At 70.1% G+C, this 19,872-nt stretch carries 17 protein-coding genes; 11 read left to right on the forward strand and 6 right to left on the reverse strand.

The features are described from left to right. The first annotated feature begins 3 nt into the window (after positions 1-3). From BLT19_RS09285 to BLT19_RS09310, 6 genes are all read left to right on the forward strand, one after another. Positions 4-1,032, forward strand: coding sequence for an ABC transporter permease (locus BLT19_RS09285; protein ID WP_091489054.1), 1,029 nt, complete (start codon positions 4-6; stop codon positions 1,030-1,032). Then, positions 1,029-1,883: an ABC transporter permease gene (locus tag BLT19_RS09290; RefSeq protein WP_091489056.1), complete on the forward strand. Its 855-nt coding sequence runs from the start codon at positions 1,029-1,031 to the stop codon at positions 1,881-1,883. Before BLT19_RS09285 ends, BLT19_RS09290 begins: the two co-directional genes overlap by 4 nt. After that, positions 1,867-2,769: an ABC transporter ATP-binding protein gene (locus tag BLT19_RS09295; protein ID WP_091489059.1), complete on the forward strand. Its 903-nt coding sequence runs from the start codon at positions 1,867-1,869 to the stop codon at positions 2,767-2,769. Before BLT19_RS09290 ends, BLT19_RS09295 begins: the two co-directional genes overlap by 17 nt. After that, positions 2,766-3,596 (forward strand): ABC transporter ATP-binding protein, encoded by an 831-nt coding sequence (locus BLT19_RS09300; RefSeq protein ID WP_091489062.1) that lies wholly within the window; start codon positions 2,766-2,768, stop codon positions 3,594-3,596. Before BLT19_RS09295 ends, BLT19_RS09300 begins: the two co-directional genes overlap by 4 nt. Before the next feature lie 24 nt (positions 3,597-3,620). Beyond that, positions 3,621-4,739 carry an LLM class flavin-dependent oxidoreductase gene (locus tag BLT19_RS09305; RefSeq protein WP_091489064.1) on the forward strand — a complete coding sequence of 373 codons (1,119 nt, stop codon included), beginning with the start codon at positions 3,621-3,623 and terminating at the stop codon, positions 4,737-4,739. 76 nt (positions 4,740-4,815) lie between these two features. Beyond that, complete coding sequence (locus tag BLT19_RS09310; RefSeq protein WP_091493654.1) at positions 4,816-5,670, forward strand: sulfurtransferase; 855 nt, start codon at positions 4,816-4,818, stop codon at positions 5,668-5,670. Here the strand turns inward: BLT19_RS09310 and BLT19_RS09315 are convergent. Then, positions 5,667-6,608, reverse strand: a complete 942-nt coding sequence (locus BLT19_RS09315) for a quinone oxidoreductase family protein (RefSeq protein ID WP_091489067.1) — start codon at positions 6,606-6,608, stop codon at positions 5,667-5,669. The genes BLT19_RS09310 and BLT19_RS09315 overlap by 4 nt on opposite strands. A gap of 64 nt (positions 6,609-6,672) precedes the next feature. Next, on the reverse strand, positions 6,673-10,668 hold the full coding sequence (gene hrpA, locus BLT19_RS09320) for an ATP-dependent RNA helicase HrpA (RefSeq protein ID WP_091489069.1): 3,996 nt from the start codon (positions 10,666-10,668) through the stop codon (positions 6,673-6,675). A 414-nt stretch (positions 10,669-11,082) separates the two neighbouring features. On the opposite strand from hrpA, the gene BLT19_RS09325 reads away from it, so the two are divergent. After that, positions 11,083-11,295, forward strand: a complete 213-nt coding sequence (locus tag BLT19_RS09325; protein ID WP_091489071.1) for a hypothetical protein — start codon at positions 11,083-11,085, stop codon at positions 11,293-11,295. 237 nt (positions 11,296-11,532) lie between these two features. Here BLT19_RS09325 and BLT19_RS17635 read toward each other — a convergent pair whose 3' ends face one another. Next, a complete protein-coding gene (locus BLT19_RS17635; RefSeq protein ID WP_157681838.1) occupies positions 11,533-11,712 on the reverse strand; it encodes a hypothetical protein in 180 nt (59 codons plus the stop codon). Positions 11,713-11,715: 3 nt separating this feature from the next. Between BLT19_RS17635 and BLT19_RS17640 the strand changes: the two genes are divergently transcribed. Genes BLT19_RS17640 through BLT19_RS09340 form a run of 3 tightly spaced genes read left to right on the forward strand, consistent with a single transcriptional unit; the run spans position 11,716 to position 14,881 of the window. Then, positions 11,716-12,147 (forward strand): ArsR/SmtB family transcription factor, encoded by a 432-nt coding sequence (locus BLT19_RS17640; RefSeq protein ID WP_157681839.1) that lies wholly within the window; start codon positions 11,716-11,718, stop codon positions 12,145-12,147. A gap of 20 nt (positions 12,148-12,167) precedes the next feature. Then, entirely contained in the window at positions 12,168-13,004 is an 837-nt protein-coding gene (locus BLT19_RS09335; RefSeq protein WP_091489075.1) for an aldo/keto reductase, read from the forward strand. 23 nt (positions 13,005-13,027) lie between these two features. Further along, positions 13,028-14,881, forward strand: coding sequence for a thioredoxin domain-containing protein (locus BLT19_RS09340; protein ID WP_091489077.1), 1,854 nt, complete (start codon positions 13,028-13,030; stop codon positions 14,879-14,881). Here the strand turns inward: BLT19_RS09340 and BLT19_RS09345 are convergent. Then, complete coding sequence (locus tag BLT19_RS09345; RefSeq protein ID WP_231917589.1) at positions 14,878-16,473, reverse strand: dolichyl-phosphate-mannose--protein mannosyltransferase; 1,596 nt, start codon at positions 16,471-16,473, stop codon at positions 14,878-14,880. The two genes, BLT19_RS09340 and BLT19_RS09345, sit on opposite strands and share 4 nt — an antisense overlap. Positions 16,474-16,497: 24 nt before the next feature. Between BLT19_RS09345 and rsmI the strand changes: the two genes are divergently transcribed. Beyond that, the gene (rsmI, locus tag BLT19_RS09350) at positions 16,498-17,328 is read left to right on the forward strand and encodes a 16S rRNA (cytidine(1402)-2'-O)-methyltransferase (RefSeq protein WP_091489080.1); all 831 of its coding nucleotides are present in this window, start codon (positions 16,498-16,500) and stop codon (positions 17,326-17,328) included. Here the strand turns inward: rsmI and BLT19_RS09355 are convergent. After that, a complete protein-coding gene (locus BLT19_RS09355) occupies positions 17,318-18,232 on the reverse strand; it encodes a sugar ABC transporter permease (RefSeq protein WP_091489082.1) in 915 nt (304 codons plus the stop codon). The two genes, rsmI and BLT19_RS09355, sit on opposite strands and share 11 nt — an antisense overlap. Further along, positions 18,232-19,872, reverse strand: coding sequence for an ABC transporter permease subunit (locus tag BLT19_RS09360; protein ID WP_091489085.1), 1,641 nt, complete (start codon positions 19,870-19,872; stop codon positions 18,232-18,234). Before BLT19_RS09360 ends, BLT19_RS09355 begins: the two co-directional genes overlap by 1 nt.

A 19,872-nucleotide genomic window follows, 5' to 3' on the forward strand; every position in this document is an offset into this window, starting at 1 on the left:
TCCATGACGCTGACACAGGCGGAGGCCGCGGGGGGTGAGATCACCGCCCGCGGTCCCGTGCCGGGGTTCGCCACGGTGGGCCGTGGTTCTCGGGCGCTCGCCACGCTGGCGATCCAGTCGGTCGTCGTGTTCCTGATCGCGAGCTTCCTGACCTTCGCCCTGGGCGCGCTCAGTGGTTCCAACCCCGCCGCCGTCGCGCTCGGCGACATGGCCACCCCGGAGGACATCGCGCGCCTGAACGCGGTCTACGGGCTGGACCAGCCGTTCTTCGTGCGATACCTCGACTGGCTGGGTGCCGCGTCGACCGGCGATCTCGGGACCTCGTGGTTCAGCGGCATCCCCGTCGCGCAGAGCATCGCACAGGCGTTCCCGGTCAGCTTGTCCATCGCCCTGGGCGCGACCCTCTTCGCGATCGTCGCGGGCGGCAGCTCGGGGATCGCCGCGGCGGTGCTGCGCGGCACCTGGGTCGATCGTGCGATCACCGGTGCGTGCGCGGCGCTCGCGACGATCCCCGCCTTCGTCGCAGGCATCGCCTTGATCCTCCTCTTCGCCTTCGCGATCCCGCTCTTCCCGGTGGGCGGCTACACCCCGCCGACGGTGAGCATCGGCGCATGGCTGGCGTGCCTGATGCTGCCCTCGATCGCATTGAGCCTGGATGCCGCAGCGGACCTGTCCCGCCAGCTGCGCACGAGCCTCGTCGGGGCGCTCGGTCAGAACTACGTCGTCGGCGCCACCGTCCACGGATTGGGCCGGCCGCGGATCGTCCTCGGCCACGCGCTGCCGAATGCGCTGGGTCCTGCCGTGGCAACACTGGGACTGCATCTGCCGCGGCTCATCGGCGGAGCCGTGATCACCGAGGCCGTGTTCGGGATGCCGGGGATGGGCATGCTCGCCCGCCAGGCCGCCCTCGGCGGGGACGTCCCCGTGGTGCAGGGGGTGCTGCTGGTCACCGTCACGATCGTGGTCGTCTCGGGCATCCTCGTGAACCTCATCCTCGCCCGGGTGTCGCCGGCAGAGCGGAGCGTCGCATGAGAAGGCTCTGGAACGCGGGATGGACCGTGCGGGCGGCGCTCTTGGTCCTCCTCCTCGTCGCCGTGGTCGGCGTGCTCGGACCGCTGCTCGCGCCCCACGATCCGCTCGCCCAGGACACGGACGCAGCCCTGCAGGGTCCCTCGCCCGCGCATCTGCTCGGCACCGACTACATCGGCCGCGACGTGCTGAGCAGGCTGCTCGCGGGGGCGCCGCTCTCGCTCCTGGCAGCCCTGCTGGCCACGACGATCGGACTGGTGCTGGGCGTGCTGCCCGGCGTCCTGTCGGTGTTCGCCGCGAAGCCGTGGGAATGGCTCAGCCTGCGTCTGACGGACGCGCTGCTCGCGCTGCCGTTCATCCTGTTCGCCATCGTCTTCGCCGGACTGCTGGGCAACGGGCTGTGGCAGGCGATGATCGCGATCGGGATCCTGTTCGCGCCGGGCTTCTTCCGGGTCTCGCGTGCCTCCGCGCTGTCGACCGCGTCCTCGCAGTACATCGAGGCGGCGACGTTGCTCGGGGCATCCTCGACCTGGCTCGTGCGCACACACCTGTGGCGCAACGTCGCACCGACCGTCGCCGTCGCGGCGATCGGCGCGCTGGGTGGTGCGCTGCTGGTGGTGTCGTCTCTGACTTTCCTCGGCATCGGGGTGGTCCCTCCGACGCCGACCTGGGGTGGCATGCTCGCCAGTGACCTCGAGTACCTGTCGCAGCGTCCGCTCGGTCCGCTGGCGCCGGCGTTGGTGATCATCCTCACCGTCGGCGCTCTCAACCTGCTCGCCGACGGCGCCCGCGATGCCTTCGGCATCGATGCGGTCGCGAGCGTTCGGAAGGAGCGAGATGTCGTTGCTGCCTGACACCGCTCGCGCAATGCGCCCCGCCGGCGTGCCGGACAGCGTGCCGCTCGCACCGTCGTTCGACGAGGCGTCGCTGATCGCGCCGGCTCTGCTGGAGGTGGAGGGCCTACGGGTCTCGGCGTCCGACGGCTCCGAACTCGTGCATGGTGTCGACGTCTCGATTCGGCGCGGCGACGCTCTGGGGATCGTGGGCGAGTCGGGGAGCGGCAAAACGCTCACCTGCCGCGCGATGCTCGGCATCCTCCCCATCGGCACTCGTGTGACCGGCGGTCGGATCCTCATCGACGGCCGCGACATGGCCGGTGCCCGCCAGAAGGACTGGCTCCAGATCCGCGGCAAGCGGGTCGCCGCGGTCTTCCAGGATCCGGCGTCGTACCTGAACCCGTCGGCGAAGGTCGGCGCCCAGCTGGAGGAGGTGCTGCGCGTCACCGCCGGTGCATCCCGACGGGATGCCCGCGAGCGGGCGTTCGCGCTCCTGACCCGGCTGGATCTGCGCAACGTCGACCGGGTCTCCCGGCAGCGGATCGGAGAGCTCTCGGGCGGGATGCTGCAGCGCGTACTGATCGCGATGGCCCTGGCGGCCGACCCCGACGTGCTCATCGCGGACGAGGCGACCACGGCGCTGGACGTCACGGTCCAAGCCGAGATCCTCGATCTGCTGCGGGACCTGCGCGCGGAGCGCGACCTCGCGCTGGTGCTGGTCTCCCATGATCTGGCGGTCGTCTCGCAGGTGTGCGAGCGGGTGATGGTCTTCCGGGACGGTGAGGTCGTCGAACGAGGGGCCACCGCCCGGGTGCTGAAGACTCCCGCTCATCCGTACACGCGGAGCCTGCTGACAGCCCACGCCCGATACGGGCTCGAGCGCTACCTCGGGAGCGTGCTGTGAGCGCGCCGCTGCTCGATGTCGAGGGTGTCTCGGTCGAGCTCGGCCGGTCACCCGCAACCCGCGTCCTGGACGAGCTCAGCCTGCAGATCCGCGCGGGCGAGGTGGTCGGACTCGTCGGCGAATCAGGGTCGGGCAAGACCACCCTCGCCCGCACCGTGCTGCGCGCGGTGAACGCCTCCTCCGGGGCGATCCGGGTGGAAGGACGCGAGATCCAGGCGCTCTCCGGCCGGGCTCTGCGGGCATGGCGTCGCGCCGGAGCGGTGCAGTACGTCTTCCAGGATCCGCTGCGCTCGCTCGATCCCGGCGTGAGCGTGCGGGAGTCGGTCGGCGAGGGGCTGCGGATCGCGAGGGTGCCGCGCGCGGAGCGCGACCGTCGCGTTCGCTCGGCGCTGGGCGATGTCGGCCTCGAGGACGAGCTCGCCGATCGCCTGCCCGGGCGGCTGTCCGGCGGCCAGCGGCAGCGCGCGGCGATCGCCCGGGCGCTCGTGATGAACCCCCGACTCCTCGTGCTGGACGAGCCGGTGAGCGCGCTGGACGCGGCCAGTCGCGATCGCGTCATCCGGACCCTCGTCGCCCTCCGGGATCAGCGCGCCGCAGAACTCGGGATGCTCGTCATCTCGCACGACATCGGCTCGCTCGCCGCTCTCAGCGATCGGCTCGCCGTGATCCATCGGGGTCGCATCGTCGAGGTCGGGCCGACCCGCCGCGTCGTGTCAGCGCCGCAGCATCCCTACACCCGTCTGCTCATCGCCTCGGTCCCCGTCATCGGCATCGACGGTCCCGACCGCACCGAACGCGCCGCCCTGCGCGCGCTGATCCACGCCTGATCACCCCTCACGAACTGGAGAGAAATGTCCATCGAGATCCTCGGAATGATCGCCACCACCGCCGGCTCGGAGTCCAAGAAGCTCGACGGCCCCATCGTCGATCCCTCGTACGTGCGCGAGTTCTCGCGCGCACACGAGGACGCCGGCTTCGACCGCGTGCTCATCGGCTACAGCGCGAGTTCGCCCGACGGCTTCGCCGTGGCCGCGGCGGCGCTGCACTCGACCGAGCGGCTGAAGGTGCTCATCGCGCATCGCCCCGGTTTCGTGGCGCCGACCCTCGTGGCCCGCAAGCTCGCGACCCTCGACCACCTCAGCGGCGGGGGCCGTGTCGCGATCCACCACATCTCCGGCGGCAGCGATGAGGACCAGCGCCGTGACGGGGACTTCAGCGCCAAGGGCGATCGGTACCGCCGTACCGGCGAGTTCATCGACGTCCTGCGGCGAACGCTCTCCTCGGAGGAGCCATTCGACTATGACGGCGAGTTCTACCGCGTCGAGGGCGGCTACTCCGCCGTCAAGCCCGCGACCGACGAGGGGATCCCCATCTTCTTCGGCGGACTCTCGGAGGGTGCCGTGGAGGTGGGCGCGGCGTACGCCGACGTGTACATGCTGTTCGGCGAACCCCTGGATGCGGTGGCCGAGCGCATCCAGGCGGTGCGCGCCGCAGCGGCCGCACAGGGCCGGGAGGTGGAGTTCAGTCTCTCGACACGCCCCATCATCGCCGCCACCGAGGACGAGGCGTGGGCGAAGGCGCAGCGGATCTACGACGAGACCGCAGCCCTGATCGCTGCACGGGAGACCGGTAACACGCTGTCCTTCGCCCCGCCCAAGCGGACCGAACCCTCGTCCGTGTCCGCGGACCTGCTGCAGCAGCATGCGCGCGCGGCCGACGTCCACGACGAGCGGCTCTGGCTGGGGATCACGCGATTGACGGGTCCGAGCGGGAACTCGACCGCTCCGGTCGGAACGCCCGCGCAGGTGGCCGAGGCGCTCCTGAAGTACTACGACCTCGGCGTCACCCATTTCCTCATCCGCGGATTCGACCCTCTCGGCGACGTGATCGACTGGGGGGACGAGCTGATCCCGGCGCTGCGCGACGGCGCTCGGCTTCGCGACGAGGCTCGGGTGCAGCGTGTCGCGTGAGACGGTGCCACCCGGCGATGTCGAACTGTTGCAGCCCGGAGGACCCGGAGAGGCGGAGCGAGCGGAGCATGGTGTCATGGCCCTTCTGATCACTCCCGCCGAGATCATCGGACTCCTCGAGAGCGGCACGGCAGTCCGACTGCTCGATGTGCGGTGGCGGCTGGACCGCCCCGAGGGCAGACCCGAGTACCTCGAAGGCCACCTCCCCGGAGCCGTGTACGTCGACCTCGACCACGAGCTCGCCCGGAAGGGCGAGCCGGCCGAGGGGCGGCATCCGCTGCCGTCCCGCGACGATCTCCAGGACGCCGCGCGGCGCTGGGGGCTGAACGACGGCGACATCGTGATCGCGTACGACGACGTGCAGTCGGTCGCGGCCGCACGGGCCTGGTGGCTGCTCTCCCGCAGCGGGGTCGCAGACGTGCGGGTGCTGGACGGCGGGCTGCGGGCCTGGACCGCTGCCGGGCTGCCGCTGGAGACCGGAGATGTGCAGCCGCGACGGGGCGATGTCACGCTCGACGAGATCTCCGACGGCGTCGCATCGATCGACGACGCCGAGACCTGGTCGCGCGGCGGCGTCCTCCTGGATGTCCGGGCGCCGGAGCGCTACAAGGGCGACGTCGAGCCGCTCGACCCGATCGCCGGGCACATCCCAGGGGCCGTCAACCTGCCGACCGTCACCCACCTGGACTCCGGCCGCTTCCGGGATCCCGCAGTGATCCGCGCGTCCTTCGCCGAGGCCGGTGCGACGCCGGGGACGCCGGTCGCCGCCTACTGCGGCTCCGGCATCACGGCCGCCCATACCGCGTTCGCGGGTGCCCTTGCCGGACTGGACGTCTCGGTCTTCCCGGGGTCGTGGAGCCAGTGGTCCAACACCCGCGGGCGCCTGGTCGCCACCGGGTCCACGCCCGCCGGCCGGGTGGGTCCGGGCTAGGGCATCAGCGTCACTTTGCCGTCGGCGCCCGCCTCCACCGCGCGGTGGGCGTCGGCGGCATCGGCGAGCGGGAACGAGGGGCCCAGCTCCACCGAGAAGCGACCGTCGGCCAGGAGTGCGAGCACGACCGGCAGAGCCTCGGCGCGCCACGCCTGCTGCTGCGCTGTCAGGGGCTTCGGGTTGCCGCCGCTGAACGCACGGATGCCCAGGCCCGCGGCATCCCTCCCGCGAACCAGCGTCGCGATCCGGTTGCGCTCCTCGACCAGCGCGAGGGAGGTCTCGATCGCCTCATCGGTGCCTGCCGCATCCAACGCGACCGTGACGCCGTCGGGCGCCGCCTCGCGGATGCGCTCGGCGAGGCCGTCGCCGTAGGCGACCGGGATCGCGCCGAGTGCCCGCACGCGGTCGAAGCGCGCCTCGGAGGAGGTCGCGATCACCGTCGCGCCCCATCGCACCGCGAACTGGATCGCCGCCTGTCCGACTGCACCGGATCCGCCGTGCAGGAGCAGCGTGTCGCGTGCCCCGACATCGATCGAGCGCAGCGCCTGATAGGCGGTGCCGGCGGGGATCCCGAGTGCAGCGCCCACCTCGGCCGACACCGCTGCGGGGCGCGGCTGGACGCTGCGGACCGGCACGACCACCTCGCCGGCGTAGACCCCGCCGGCGCCGAAGATCACGACGGCATCGCCTGGGCGGAACCCGTCCACGTCGTCGCCTACGGCGGTGACGATGCCCGCGCCGTCCGAACCCACTCGCCTCGGCTCGTCGATCGCTCCCGTCGGACGCGCGCCGCTCCGCACCTTGCCATCGATCGGATTCACCCCGGCCGCCTCGACCCGGACGGCGACCTCGCCCGGCCCCGGTGGCGGAACCTCCACGTCGGTGAGGGTGAGGACCTCCGGTCCGCCGAACTCGGTGTACACGATCGCTGCAGTCATATCGGAGCCAACCTTTCTCGTCACGGGGCGTATTCCCCGCGTTCCACCGGATCGACGCGACCGGTCATGCCGGGCCGCGAAGCGCCTTCTGGATGCGCTGCAGCGACACCGGCTCCGCAGTGCCCAGCGCCTGCGCGAAGAGGCTCACACGGTACTCCTCCAGGAGCCACCGGGTGTGCTGCAGCTCGGCGGCGGCATCGGGCGATACGGGGAGGACGCCGCCGGCCTCGGCGAACAGGAGGGCCGCGCGTTCGAACTCGGTCATCCGCTGGCGATCCCGGCCGGGGTTGTCGGCGAGGGCCTTCACCCGCTCGAGCGCTCCGCGCAGGTACCGCGGGTAGTGCACGAGTCGTGCGACGCCGGTTCGTGCGGCGAAGCCCGGATAGACCAGTCCCGACAGCTGGGCCTTCACGTCGCCGAGCGCACCGAGGAGCGTCATCGAGTTCTGGTCGCGCACGGCCCGTTCGACGTCGCGCGACGCGGTGAGGATGCGGGCGAGCAGCGACACCGTCTGGAACAGTTCGTCGACGACCGTCTTCGAGAACGCGTCGCGGGCGCGCTCGAATGCTGCGCGGGTGCGGATCGGCTCGCCCCCCGTGCTGCGTTCGAGCACGGCGTCGGCCACCGCGACGCGGGCGTCTTCGATGAGCGCCTTCGCGGACGGATAGGGGGAGGCCGCGAGGGCGAGCTTCTCGGCGGAGGTGAGGTGCTCGAGCACGTACGACACGGGGGAGGGCACCGCCAGAAGGAGGAGGCGCCGAACGCCTGCGCGAGTCGCGCGAGCCGCGGCATCCGCCGTCGTCTCCACGCGCAGCGAGACGCTCGCGCCGTCATCCACCAGCGCGGGGTAGCCGCGCACGACCCCGCCCGCCACCCTGGTGTCCACGACCGGAGCGATCTCGTCGAAATCCCAGCCGGTGATGCCGGAGCGTTCGGCGAAGCCGACCGCACCAGAGCCGCCCGAGGTCGTGGAGCCCGGTGGTGCGTCGCGACTCCTCGACGGGGAGATGCCGGAGGTCGGGGGCCGGTCGGACGAGGTCGCGGACCGGTCGGTCGCACTTGGCGTGCTCAGCGAACGGGACACCGAACTGCGCGCCCGGTCGCCCAGTCGGTGCTGCAGCTCAGCGAGGTCGCGGCCGGAGCCGACCGCGCGACCTCGCTCGTCGACGGCGCGGAAGGACACCTGCAGGTGAACGGGCACCCGCTCCATGTCGAAGTCCTCCGCGCTGACCGGCTGGTTCGCGATCGGCTGGATGCGTGCCGCGAGCGCGGCACGCATCGTCGTGGCCGGGACGCCATCGTGGGACTCGGGTCCCTGGCCGGCGATCTGCTCCGCGAACGTCGCCGCCCAGTCCGCCGCCGGGACGACGTGCCGCCGGATCGCCTTGGGGAGGGCCCGCAGCAGTGCCGTGACCAGCTCGTCGCGCATGCCCGGTACCTGCCAGTCGAAGCCCTCCGGACGAAGCTGTGCGAGCAGGGCGAGCGGCACGACGACGGTGACCCCGTCATCCGGCGCGCCGGGTTCGAACCGGTACGCAAGCGAGAGCACCTGATCGCCCTGCGTCCAGCGGGCCGGGAAGTCGCGCTCGTCGCTGCGGCCGGTCTCATCCAGCAGGTCGGCCTCGGTCATGTCGAGGAGGCGTGGCGTTCGAGCCGCGGCATCCCGCCACCACACTTCGAACGAGCGGACATCGAGCACCTCCCTCGGGATGCGCGCGGCGTAGAACGCGTAGACGGCTTCGTCGCCGACCAGGATGTCGCGTCGTCGCTCGCGCTCCTCGATCTTCTGCAGCCGGCGGCGCAGCTCGAGGTTGCGGCGCTCGAACGCAGTGAGCCGCTTGTCGAGGTGCGATGAGTCCCAGTCGCCCTCGACCAGGGCGTTGCGCAGAAACAGCTCGCGCGCCATCGGGCGGTCGAACCGCGAGAGCTGCACACGGCGGCGCGGCACGATCTCGACGCCGAACAGGGTGATCTTCTCGTACACGGATGCCGCACCCGACGCCTTGGACCAGTGCGGTTCGCTGAGGGAGCGCTTGGCGAGGTCGCCGGCGAGGGGCTCCGCCCACTCGGGGTCGATCACGGCTACGGTGCGGGCGAACAGCCGGCTCGTCTCGACGAGCTCCGCAGCCATGATCGCGGTGGGGCGCTTCTTGCGCAGCCCCGAGCCCGGGAAGATCGAGAAGCGCGCGCCGCGCGCGCCGAGGTACTCGGCGGCGGGCGGGCGCTTCGGGTCCCGCTTCGGATCGCGAGCGGCGGATCGCTCGTCGAGGATGCCGATATGCGAGAGGAGCCCGGACAGGATCGCCTGATGGATCCGATCGGGATCGGCGGTGCCCGCGACCTCGCCGTCGGCGCGCTTGATGCCGAGCAGCTGCGAGAGCTGCCGATGAACGTCGGTCCATTCCCGCACGCGCACGTAGTTGAGGTGCTCGGCGCGGCACAGCCGCCGGAAGGCGCTCGAGCCCAGGTCGCGCTGCTGCTCCTGCAGGTACTGCCAGAGGTTGAGGACGCTGAGGAAGTCGCTCGTCGGATCCGTGAATCGGGCGTGCAGCCGATCGGCCTCGTCGCGGCGCTTGGGGTCGTCGGCGGACGGGCGCTCGCGGACGTCCTGGATGGACATGCCCGCCACGATCGCCAGTACGTCCCGCAGGACGCCGGATCGGCGGGCCTGCACGAGCATGCGCGCGAAGCGCGGGTCGATCGGCAGTCGCGCGATCTCGCGGCCGAGGTCGGTGAGGCGCCCGGTTCCTGCGCCGCCTCGTCCGCTCCCTGAGCCGCTTCCTCCGGCCCCTGAGCCTGCTGAAGGGTCGACCGCCCCGAGCTCGACGAGCAGGTCGAACGCCGCCTTCACACCGCGCGAGTCCGGCTTGGTCAGAAACGGGAACTCGCCGATGTCGCCGAAGCCGAGCGCGAGCATCTGCAGGATGACCGCCGCCAGGCTCGTGCGAAGGATCTCGGGTTCGGTGAACTCATCGCGGGAGGCGAAGTCCTCCTCGGAGTACAGCCGGATCGCGATGCCGGGGCTGGTGCGGCCCGCCCGCCCGGAGCGCTGCTGGGCGGATGCCTGCGACACGGCCTCGATAGGCAGCTGCTGGATCTTGGTGCGATTGCTGTAGCGGGAGATGCGCGCGGTGCCGGTGTCGATGACGTACCGGATGCCGGGCACCGTGAGACTCGTCTCGGCGACATTGGTCGCGAGGATGACCCGGCGCCGCACCCCGGCGATCGCCGAACGCTCGAAGACCCGGTGCTGCTCGGCGGCCGAGAGGCGCCCGTAGAGAGGGAGCACTTCGGTCGGCGAGGCGTCCTTGGCATACATGCCCCGCACGGCATCCGCAGCATCGCGGATCTCGGCCTCGCCCGGCAGGAAGACGAGCACGTCTCCGGATGACTCGCGGTCGAGTTCACGCAGCGCGGCGGAAATGCCGTCCACGTCGTCGTCGGCCCGCTCGTCGCGCGGGCGGTAGCGCACCTCGACCGGGTACGTCCGGCCGGAGACCTCGACGATCGGGGCCGGGTTGCCCGCGGCATCCGCGAAATGCTTCGCAAAGCTCTCGGGATCTATCGTCGCGCTGGTGATGATCACCTTCAGATCCGGCCGCTTCGGCAGGATGCGCGTGAGATATCCGATCAGGAAGTCGACGTTCAGCGACCGCTCGTGGGCTTCGTCGACGATGATCGTGTCATAGCGGCGCAGCAGCCGGTCGCGGTGGATCTCGTTGAGCAGGATGCCGTCGGTCATCAGCGCGATGCGCGTGTCCTCCGAGACCTTGTCCGTGAAGCGCACCTTGTAGCCGACCGTCGTGCCGAGGGGCACTTCGAGCTCTTCGGCGATGCGCTCGGCGATCGTGCGCGCAGCGATGCGTCGCGGCTGCGTGTGCGCGATCCGGGTGCGTCCGAGTTCAAGACAGATCTTCGGCAGCTGCGTGGTCTTGCCCGATCCGGTCGCTCCGGCCACGATCACGACCTGGGAATCGCGGATCGCACGCGCGATCTCATCGCGCGCGGCGCTGACGGGCAGCTCCGGCGGATAAGAGATCACGGGTTCTGGGGAGGACATAGCCTTCCAGTCTAAAGTCGTCGTGCCTCGGGCGCGTTTCCGCTTGACCCTGACATCGTGTGAGGACTGATCATGTACGCCGACGGACAGGTCGCCGCCTACGGGCGGGTGAGCGTGCGGATGCTTCGGCGGTAGGACGCATCGCAGTTGTCGACGCTCATCCGGATCGTCGGGCTGCGTGATCTCGGCGTGGGCCTGGAGGAAATCCGATCCGCGCTGCGGGATCCGGTCGATACGACCGAGCTGGCTCGCGATCGGCCCGCTCTATGACCGGCTGTTCCCCGCGCTGGAACGCGCCGGCGTGCCGCCGCGCGACCCGTCGGTCATCTACGACACCGGCGAGGGAGCGGAGATGGAGTCGGATGCCGGTGAGGTCATCGTCCACGCGGGTATGCGGCGACGGACGACGACCCCGTGGGTGATTTCGCGGATGTCACGCTGGCTCACGTGCCGCTTGCGGCAACGCTCGTGCACCACGGGGTCAGGGCGGGGATCGGCGACTCGTGGATGACGCTCAGCGAGTGGGTCGAGCAGAACGGCTACCGGTTCGCAGGCCCCTATAGGGAGGTCCACCTGATCGGTGCGGCGAGAAGTCTTCGGCAACGGCGGACTCTGCTTCTCCCGTAGGGCGTTGAACTTCATGCTCACATAGGTGCCTGACATGCGGACGACGGCGTGTCGCACTTCCCGCTCAGCGGGACTGCCTGCTGTCAGATGCAATGAGCGCGAAGTTCGACGCGTAGTGAGCGGGTGTACGGGGAGTGTGAGCGCGAAGTTCAACGCGCTCCAGAAGCGTTCAACGCCGAGAATATGTGGACAGCGCGCTCGCGCGGCATTCGTCGTCCCTACAGTGTCGCCATGAGTTCAGAGGATTCGTCTCACGACGAGCGACGCGGATACCTCGCCGCGGATGACGACGACGACGTCGACGATGTCGACGAGTTCGATCAGCACGGCGACGATGACGATGACGATGACGATGACGACGACGAAGACGAGCACACGGATCCGGCGGCGGTCCTGCAGGGTTTCCTCGATCGTCACGCCATGCATCCATTCGAAGCGCTCGCCGAACCGGTGCGGCGTCGGATCATCGACGTCCTCGCCAGCGGGGAGCACACCGCGGGTGAGTTGGCCGCCGTCGTCGGCGGCGAGTACCGCATCAGTCGGACGGCGGTCTCGAAACATCTGCGGTTGCTCCGAGACGCCGGCTTCATCGACGTTCGCGGCGACTTCCAGTGGCGCTGGTACCGGCTGACATCAGAGGGTCTGGACGTGCTGGAGATGATCGTGGCCGACCTGCGGCACAAATGGAATCTCCGGCTCGGGTGGGACGAGGAGCTCGGCATGGAGAACGACCCGCTCGCTCATTTCGACCGCCCGGTGCAGCGCAAGGGTCCGGGGCGCCCGATCCGGCGCGGACATCGCGGAACCCAGACCTCGGCCCCGATCGCGAGCGAACCCGACAAGGGCTGGTAGCGCCGATCTAGGCTGGAACCATGACGATTCCCACGGTTCAGCTCAACGACGGCTACGACATCCCGCAACTCGGCTACGGCGTCTTCAAGGTGCCGCCGGCAGACACCGAGCGCGCGGTCGCCGAAGCCCTCGAGGTCGGCTACCGCCACATCGACACCGCCGCCATCTACGGCAACGAGGAGGGTGTCGGCGCGGCCATCGCGAAGGCGGGGATCCCGCGCCACGAGCTGTTCATCACCACCAAGCTGTGGAACGACCGGCACGACGGGGACGAGCCGGATGCCGCGATCCGCGAGAGCCTCGACAAGCTCGGCCTCGAGCGCGTCGACCTCTACCTCGTGCACTGGCCCACCCCCGCGAAAGACAACTTCGTCCACGCGTGGCAGAAGCTGATCGAGATCCGCGACCGGGGTCTTGCCCGCAGCATCGGCGTCTCGAACTTCCTCGTCCCGCATCTGGAGCGCATCGTCGCTGAGACCGGCGTCACGCCCGCCGTCGACCAGATCGAGCTGCACCCCGCGCACCAGCAGCGCGACGTGACCGACTGGGCCGCGGGGCACGGCGTCGCCATCGAGGCATGGGGTCCGCTCGGTCAGGGCAAGTACGACCTGTTCGGCATCCCGGCGGTGAAGGACGCGGCATCCGCCCACGCCAAGTCGCCCGCGCAGGTCGTCCTGCGTTGGCACCTGCAGAAGGGCAACATCGTCTTCCCGAAGTCCGTGCGCCGCGAGCGTCTCGAGGAGAACCTCGACGTGTTCGACTTCGAGCTCTCGGACGCCGAGATCGCGGCGATCGACGCGCTCGACCCGGAGGACGGCTCCGGACGGGTCAGCGCGCACCCCGACGAGGTGAACTGAGCACGGACGGATCGGAGCCGGCGGTGAACGAGCGCCTCGAGAACTCGGCGAGTCCGTACCTTCGCTCGCACGCCGGAAATCCGGTCGCGTGGTTCCCGTGGGGCGAGGAGGCGTTCGCGCAGGCGCGCCGCCGCGACGTGCCGGTGATGGTGTCCATCGGCTACTCGACCTGCCACTGGTGTCACGTGATGGCGCGCGAGTCCTTCTCGGATGAGCGGACCGCGGCGGCGCTGAACGCGGACTTCGTGGCGATCAAGGTCGACCGGGAGGAACATCCGGAGGTGGATGCCGCCTACATGGCGGCCGCATCCGCCTTCACGCAGCACCTGGGCTGGCCGCTGACCGTATTCGTCACGCCCGAGGGGCGCCCGTTCTACGCGGGGACGTACTTCCCGCCCGAGCCGCGCGGCGGCATGCCGTCCTTCCCCCAGGTGCTGGAGGCTGCGCGCGAAGCGTGGACCGAGCGCCGCGAACAGGTCGATGAGACCGCCGTGGCGGTCGTGGCCGCGCTCGCCGAGGCGCGCAACGCGCCCGACGGAGCCGGCACGACACCCGATGTCGGCGAGATCGCCGGCGCCGCATCGGCGATCGCTGCACGTGAAGACCGCGAGTACGGCGGCTTCGGGGGCGAGGATCCGGCGACGCCGAAGTTCCCGATCGCCACTGCGCTGCGATTCCTGCAGACCGGCACCGTACGCGCGACCGATCCCGAAGCCGCGGCAGTGGCCGAGCGCGCCCTTGGCGCGATGGCCGCATCGCCGCTGCGGGACGACGTGGAGGGGGGCTTCTTCCGCTACGCGACCCGGCGGGACTGGACCGTGCCGCACTACGAGCGGATGCTGACCGACAACGCGCAGCTGCTCGAGATCGCCGTCGATGCCGGCGACGAGTCGACTGCGCGGGGCATCGCGGCGTTCCTGACCGAGGTGCTGCAGCAGCCCTCCGGCGGATTCGGCGCCGCGCAGGACTCCGAGTCGTGGATTGACGGGCAGCGCAGCGAAGGCGGCTTCTATCTGCGGGATGCCGCGGGGCGATCGAGTCTTGACCCGCCGGCGGTCGACGGCAAAGTCGTGACCGGCTGGAACGGCCTCGCCATCGCCGCGCTCGCGCGGGCGGGCACGCGCTACGGCGAACCCGCATGGATCGAGTCCGCCCGGTGGGCGGCCGACGCGGTGCTGGGCGCCAACGTCCGCCCGGACGGATCTCTGGTGCGCGCGTCGCTCGATGACATCGCCTCACCAGCGTCGGCGACACTGGCCGACTACGGACAGTTCGCCGGTGGCCTGCTGGCGCTGACGGTCGCCACGGGCGAGGTCGCCTACGCGCTACGCGCACGCGAACTCGTCGAGGCGTCCCTGGAGCGCCCCGAAGATCCCCGGAGTCCGATCCGCGCTCCCGGCGGCGGCGACGCGGTGCTGGCCGGACAGGATCTCTCCGCTCCGGATGCCGCATCCGACGGCGACGAGCCGTCCGGCCCGGCCTCGCTCGCCGATGCCGCCTACGTGCTGTGGCTGCTGGGTGGCGGCGACCGCTGGAGGGCGCTGGCGGAACAGACGGTCGCGGCGCACGCGGCATCCGCTCTGAGCCAACCGCTCGCCTACGGCGCCCTGCTCCGTACCGCCGCACGACTGGCGCGCCCGCCCCGGCAGCTCGTCGTCGTCTCGGAGCGCCCGGAGGCGCTGCTCGTGACGACTGCGCGCGCCATCCCGGCCGACATCGTGACGATCGTGACGGCCGAGCAGGCGCATGATCTCGCCCTCGCGGGCTTCGAGCTGTTCGAGGGAAAGCTCGAGCGCGGCGGCGCCCCGACAGCCTACGACTGCGTGCGCTTCGCCTGCCGGCTGCCGGTGACCGATCCCGCCGGGCTCGCGGCCTAGACCCAGCCCGTCATCCAGGCGTGCACGTGCCAGAAGTCGTACGGCACGGAGATCCCCGCGACGATCGGATACCAGAACGCCGAGAGCACCACGACGACGGCCAGGAAGATCAGGACGATGCGCTGCCCGCTGATGCGCCGATACGCGTCCGCTTCCGGGTGTCCTGCGATCTCGCGGAGCGCGTAGGTCAGCCCGAGCAGCAGGAAGGGCAGGATCGCGATCGTATAGAACTGGAACATCGTCCGTTCCGGATACTGCAGCCACGGCACGTAGGTCGCCGCGATGCCGGTGAGGATGACGGCGATCCGCCAGTCCCGGGAGACGACGAACCGGTAGATCAGGTAGAGCGCCGCGGCGACGCTCGCGTACCAGATCAGCGGGTTGGGCATGCTGTAGATGTTCTCCATGCAGCCGCTGCCCGAGCCGCAGCCCGCCTCGCCGTACGGGGTCAGCTCGCTGTACATCGAGGTGGGCCGAAGCAGCAGCGGCCACTGCCAGGCCGGGCTCGCATAGCCGTGCGGCGAGCTGAGTCCGACGTGGAAGTCGTAGATCGCGACGTGGTATTTCCACAGGTTCTGCAGCGACAGCGGAACCCACGACCAGAATCCGCTCGCCGAGGCTGCCGCGGCGTCCAGCGCGTGCCGGCCGTAGCCGCCGCCCGTGACGAGCCAGCCCGTCCACGACGCGAGGTAGATCACGAAGGCCACCGGGACGAACAGCACGAAGCTCACCGGTCCCTGCCGGAACGCGGCATCGGTCGGCCAGAACCCCACGCCCGCGCGCCGCCGCGCCAGCGCGTCGGTGACCACGACGTAGATGCCCAGCGCGACGATCACGTACAGGCCCGACCACTTGACGGCCGTCGCGGCGCCTGCTGCGGCGCCTGCGGCGATCAGCCAGGGCCGGTTCCACAGCACCGGACCCCACGTGGGGCGCGTGCCGTCCAGCGACCGCAGCGCGACCAGTGCGGCGAGACGGTCCAGGTGCCGCCGGCGATCCAGCAGGACGAACCAGAAGGCGAGCAGTACGAAGAAGGCCAGGAAGTTGTCCAGCAGGGCGACCCGGCTGAGCACGATCGCGAGGCCGTCGATCGCCATCAGCAGCCCGGCGACACCGGCGAACACGACGGAGCCGGTCAGCGTCCGGGCGACGAGATAGACCAGCAGGACCAGCGCGATGCCGAACACCGCCGTCGCGAACCGCCAGCCGAACGTCGAGTCCGGGCCGAACAGGGCCATGCCCAGACCGATGAAGAACTTGCCGAGCGGCGGGTGCACGACGAAGCTGCCGGTCGCGCTGAAGACGTCGGGCGCCCCGCCCAGGAACGTCTCGTTCGCGCCCTCCGGCCAGGTCGAGGCGTAGCCGAGATTCCACTGGCTCCAGGCGTCTTTGACGTAATACGTCTCGTCGAAGATGAAGGCGCGCGGATGCCCCAGATCCCAGAGCCGCAGCACGGCGCCGAGCGCCGTGATCAGCGTCGGAGCCAGCCACGCCCACCGCCGTTGCAGGCGCGGATCGGCCCGGATCCGCGCCGCCCACCTGTCGTAGACCGAGGCGCGCGTCTGCACGAGGGGCGGCTCGGTGGAAGACACAGCGACCAGCCTAAGGTTGGGAGGGTGATCATCCTCGCCGCGACGCCCATCGGCAATCTCGGCGACGCGTCACGGCGCCTCATCGAGGCGCTCGAGAACGCCACAGTGATCGCCGCCGAAGACACGCGCACCACGCAGCGGCTGCTCGCCGCGCTCGGTGTCGTGAACCGGCCGAGACTGATCGCCCTGCACGATCACAACGAGAAGCAGCGAGCCGGCGAATTGGTCGCACTGGCGGCGTCCGAAGACCTCCTCGTCCTCAGCGACGCCGGCATGCCGACGGTCAGCGACCCGGGCTACGGACTCGTCGCGGCCGCTGCTGCGGCCGGCGTCGGCGTGACCGTGATCCCCGGGCCGAGCGCGGTGCTGAGCGCACTGGCGGTCTCGGGCCTGCCGACCGATCGCTTCACGTTCGAGGGATTTCTGCCGCGCAAGCCAGGCGACCGCCGCGGCGCCCTGCGGGCGTTGCAGGGGGAGCGGCGAACGATGGTGTTCTTCGAGTCTCCGGCGCGCACCCCCGCCTCGCTCGCCGACATCGCGTCGGTCCTCGGCTCCGATCGCCGTGTCGCCGTCTGCCGGGAGCTGACCAAGCTGCACGAGGAGGTCGCGCGCGGGACGGCGGCCGAACTCGTCGAGTGGGCCTCCGCGGGCGTGCGCGGCGAGGTCGTCCTCGTCGTGGAAGGCGCCCCGGCAGCGGAGGTCGCCTTTCCGGATGCGGTCGCGCAGGTGCTCGAGCAGGTGCGAACCGGGGTGCGGTTGAAGGATGCCGCGGCCGAGGTCTCCGCGCACACCGGCCACTCGTCGAGGGAGCTCTACCAGGCGTCCCTCGCGCAGCGAGGGACCCTCAGCCCTTGACCGCGCCCGAGGTCAGCCCGCCCACGATGTAGCGCTGCAGCGACAGGAACAGGATCAGCACGGGCAGGGCGGCCAGCACCGCGCCCGCCGCGAACAGGCCCCAGTTGGACGAGAGCTGGTCGGACACCCACTGGAACATCCCGACGGCCAACGTCCAGTTGTCCTGGGAGACCAGGACGAGACGGGCGATGATGAAATCGCCGAACGCCGCGATGAAGGCCAGGAGGGCGACGACGGCCAGGATCGGCGTCACGAGCGGCATGATGAGGCGCCAGAAGATCTGGGCGTGGGTCGCACCGTCGATCTTGGCCGACTCGTCCAACTCCATCGGAATGGTGTTGAAGAAGCCGTACATGAGGAAGGTGTTGGTCCCGAGTGCGCCTCCGAGATACACGCAGATGAGCGCGATCTTGGAGTTGAGGCCGAGCGCGGGCACCACCTCGCCGAGCGCCAGGAGCAGCAGGAAGATCGCGATGAAGGCGAGCGCCTGCGGGAACATCTGGATGATCAGCAGCGACGTGAGACTCAGCCGTCTTCCCGCGAATCGGAAGCGCGAGAACGCATAGGCGGCCGACGCGCCCATCAGCACGGCTCCGATCGCCGCGACCCCTCCGATCAGGAGCGTGTTGCCGTACCAGGCCCAGTAGCTGGTCTGTCCGAGCGCAGCGTAGTTCGTGAGGTCGAACGTGCTGAACAGGGCGTTCGCGGCCGACAGGTTCCCGCCCGGGTTGAAGGATGCGGAGACGACGTAGACCAGCGGGAAGGCCGCGTAGAAGATGATGACGATCGCCAGGAGGTACTTCCAACCGACCTCGAGCACCCAGCGTCGGCGTTTGGCGCCGCTGCGGGAGGAAGCCGGTCCTGCGGTCTGAGACGTCGGTGCTGCGACGGCGCGCGTGGACATCACTGGTACTCCTCGAGCTTGCGGGTCTGGCGGAAGGCGATCGCCGAGATGAGTCCGACGACGAGGAACACGAGGATCGACAGCGCGCTCGCCAGTCCGAAGTCCGCAGCGCCACCGGCGACGCCGGAGATGCGGTAGATCGCGGAGATCAGGATGTCGGTGTAGCCGAGCGCGAACGGCGCGCCCGGTATCGCCGGCCCGCCGTTGTTGAACATGTAGATCGTCGTGAAGTTGTTGAAGCTGAAGGCGAAGGATGAGATCAGCAGAGGCGCCGTCGCGACCAGGACGAGCGGAAGGATGATCGAGCGCATCTGCCGCGAGCGCCCGGCTCCGTCGATGGATGCCGCTTCGAGCGAGTCCTTCGGCAGTGACTGGAGGGCACCGGTGCACACGAGGAAGAAGTACGGGTAGGTGAGCCACACGTTCACCCACAGCACGGCGATCCGCGCCAGCCACGGATCACCGAGCCAGTTGATCTGGGCGCCGAAGAAGAAGAGGTCGTTGATCACGCCGAACTCCGCGTTGAACATCCCCCGGAACAGCAGCGCCGACATGAACGCGGGAAATGCGTACGGCAGGATGAACAGCGTCCGCAGGACCTTGCGCCCCCGCACGCGCGGATCGTTGTAGATGATCGCGACGATGAGGCCCATGAGGAACGGGATGGCGACGGACAGCAGCGCGAAGGCGAACGTCCACAGCGTCACGATCCCCAGCGCACTCTGCAGCTTCGGGTCGGTGAAGATCTGGATGAAGTTGTCGAATCCGACCCCGACGTACCAGCCCGCGGGCAGAGCGGACCCGTCGTCGGCGACGAAGCTGCCGGTGTCGGTCGCGCGGTAGACGGTGCCGCTGGCGGTGTCGGTGATGGTCTGCGCGGACTCGTCCCAGACCAGGGTCGACTCGTACACCGCCCCCGTCGTACCCTCTCGGGTCCGGATCGAGCCGTCGTTCGGATCGTCTGAGACCGGGACCCGCAGATTCGTGATGATCTCCTGCAGCGCGGGATCGGTGAGGACCTGGTTGCGGGCCACGACGTTCCAGCCGGGCACCGCGACGGGAGCGCCGGTCGCGCCGATCTCGGCGCCCCGCACCTGCGCAAGCGGCTCGTCCGTGTCGCCGGCCAGCACGTCCTCGTCCTCGACGATGGCGAAGCCGTACTCCCCGCCCCGTTCGATCACGGCGAGGGGATAGGTCGGGGAGTCCTCGAGCCGGCGCTCACCCTGCGTGAGCGCCGCATTGACCGCCTGCTCCTGCGTGCCGATGTGCCCGGTGCCGTAGTTGGTGAAGGCGATGTAGCCGGTGTACAGGAAGATGAACACCTGGAAGATCAAGAGGAACGTGAGCCCGGGGAAGAGGTACTTCAGCGGGAGCGCCCTCTTCGTGAAGTACACGATGTCGGCGAGCAGGAGCAGCACGACCGCCACGCCGAAGATCACCCACGACTCGGCGCGGAACGCGCTGACGATCGCGAGGAGACTGACGGCGTTGACGATCGCCATCAGCGCCAGCTTGACCAGGAACCCCCACCCAGGTCCACGCCATCGGCGCGCGTGCGATTCGCCGCGTGAGGTCGAGCTCTGTCTGGGTGGTGCGTCGCCGGAATGCGGTCCCGCCACCGTGCTGCCGGGCAGCGTCAT

Source organism: Microbacterium pygmaeum (assembly GCF_900100885.1).
GTDB classification, from domain to species: Bacteria; Actinomycetota; Actinomycetes; order Actinomycetales; family Microbacteriaceae; genus Microbacterium; species Microbacterium pygmaeum.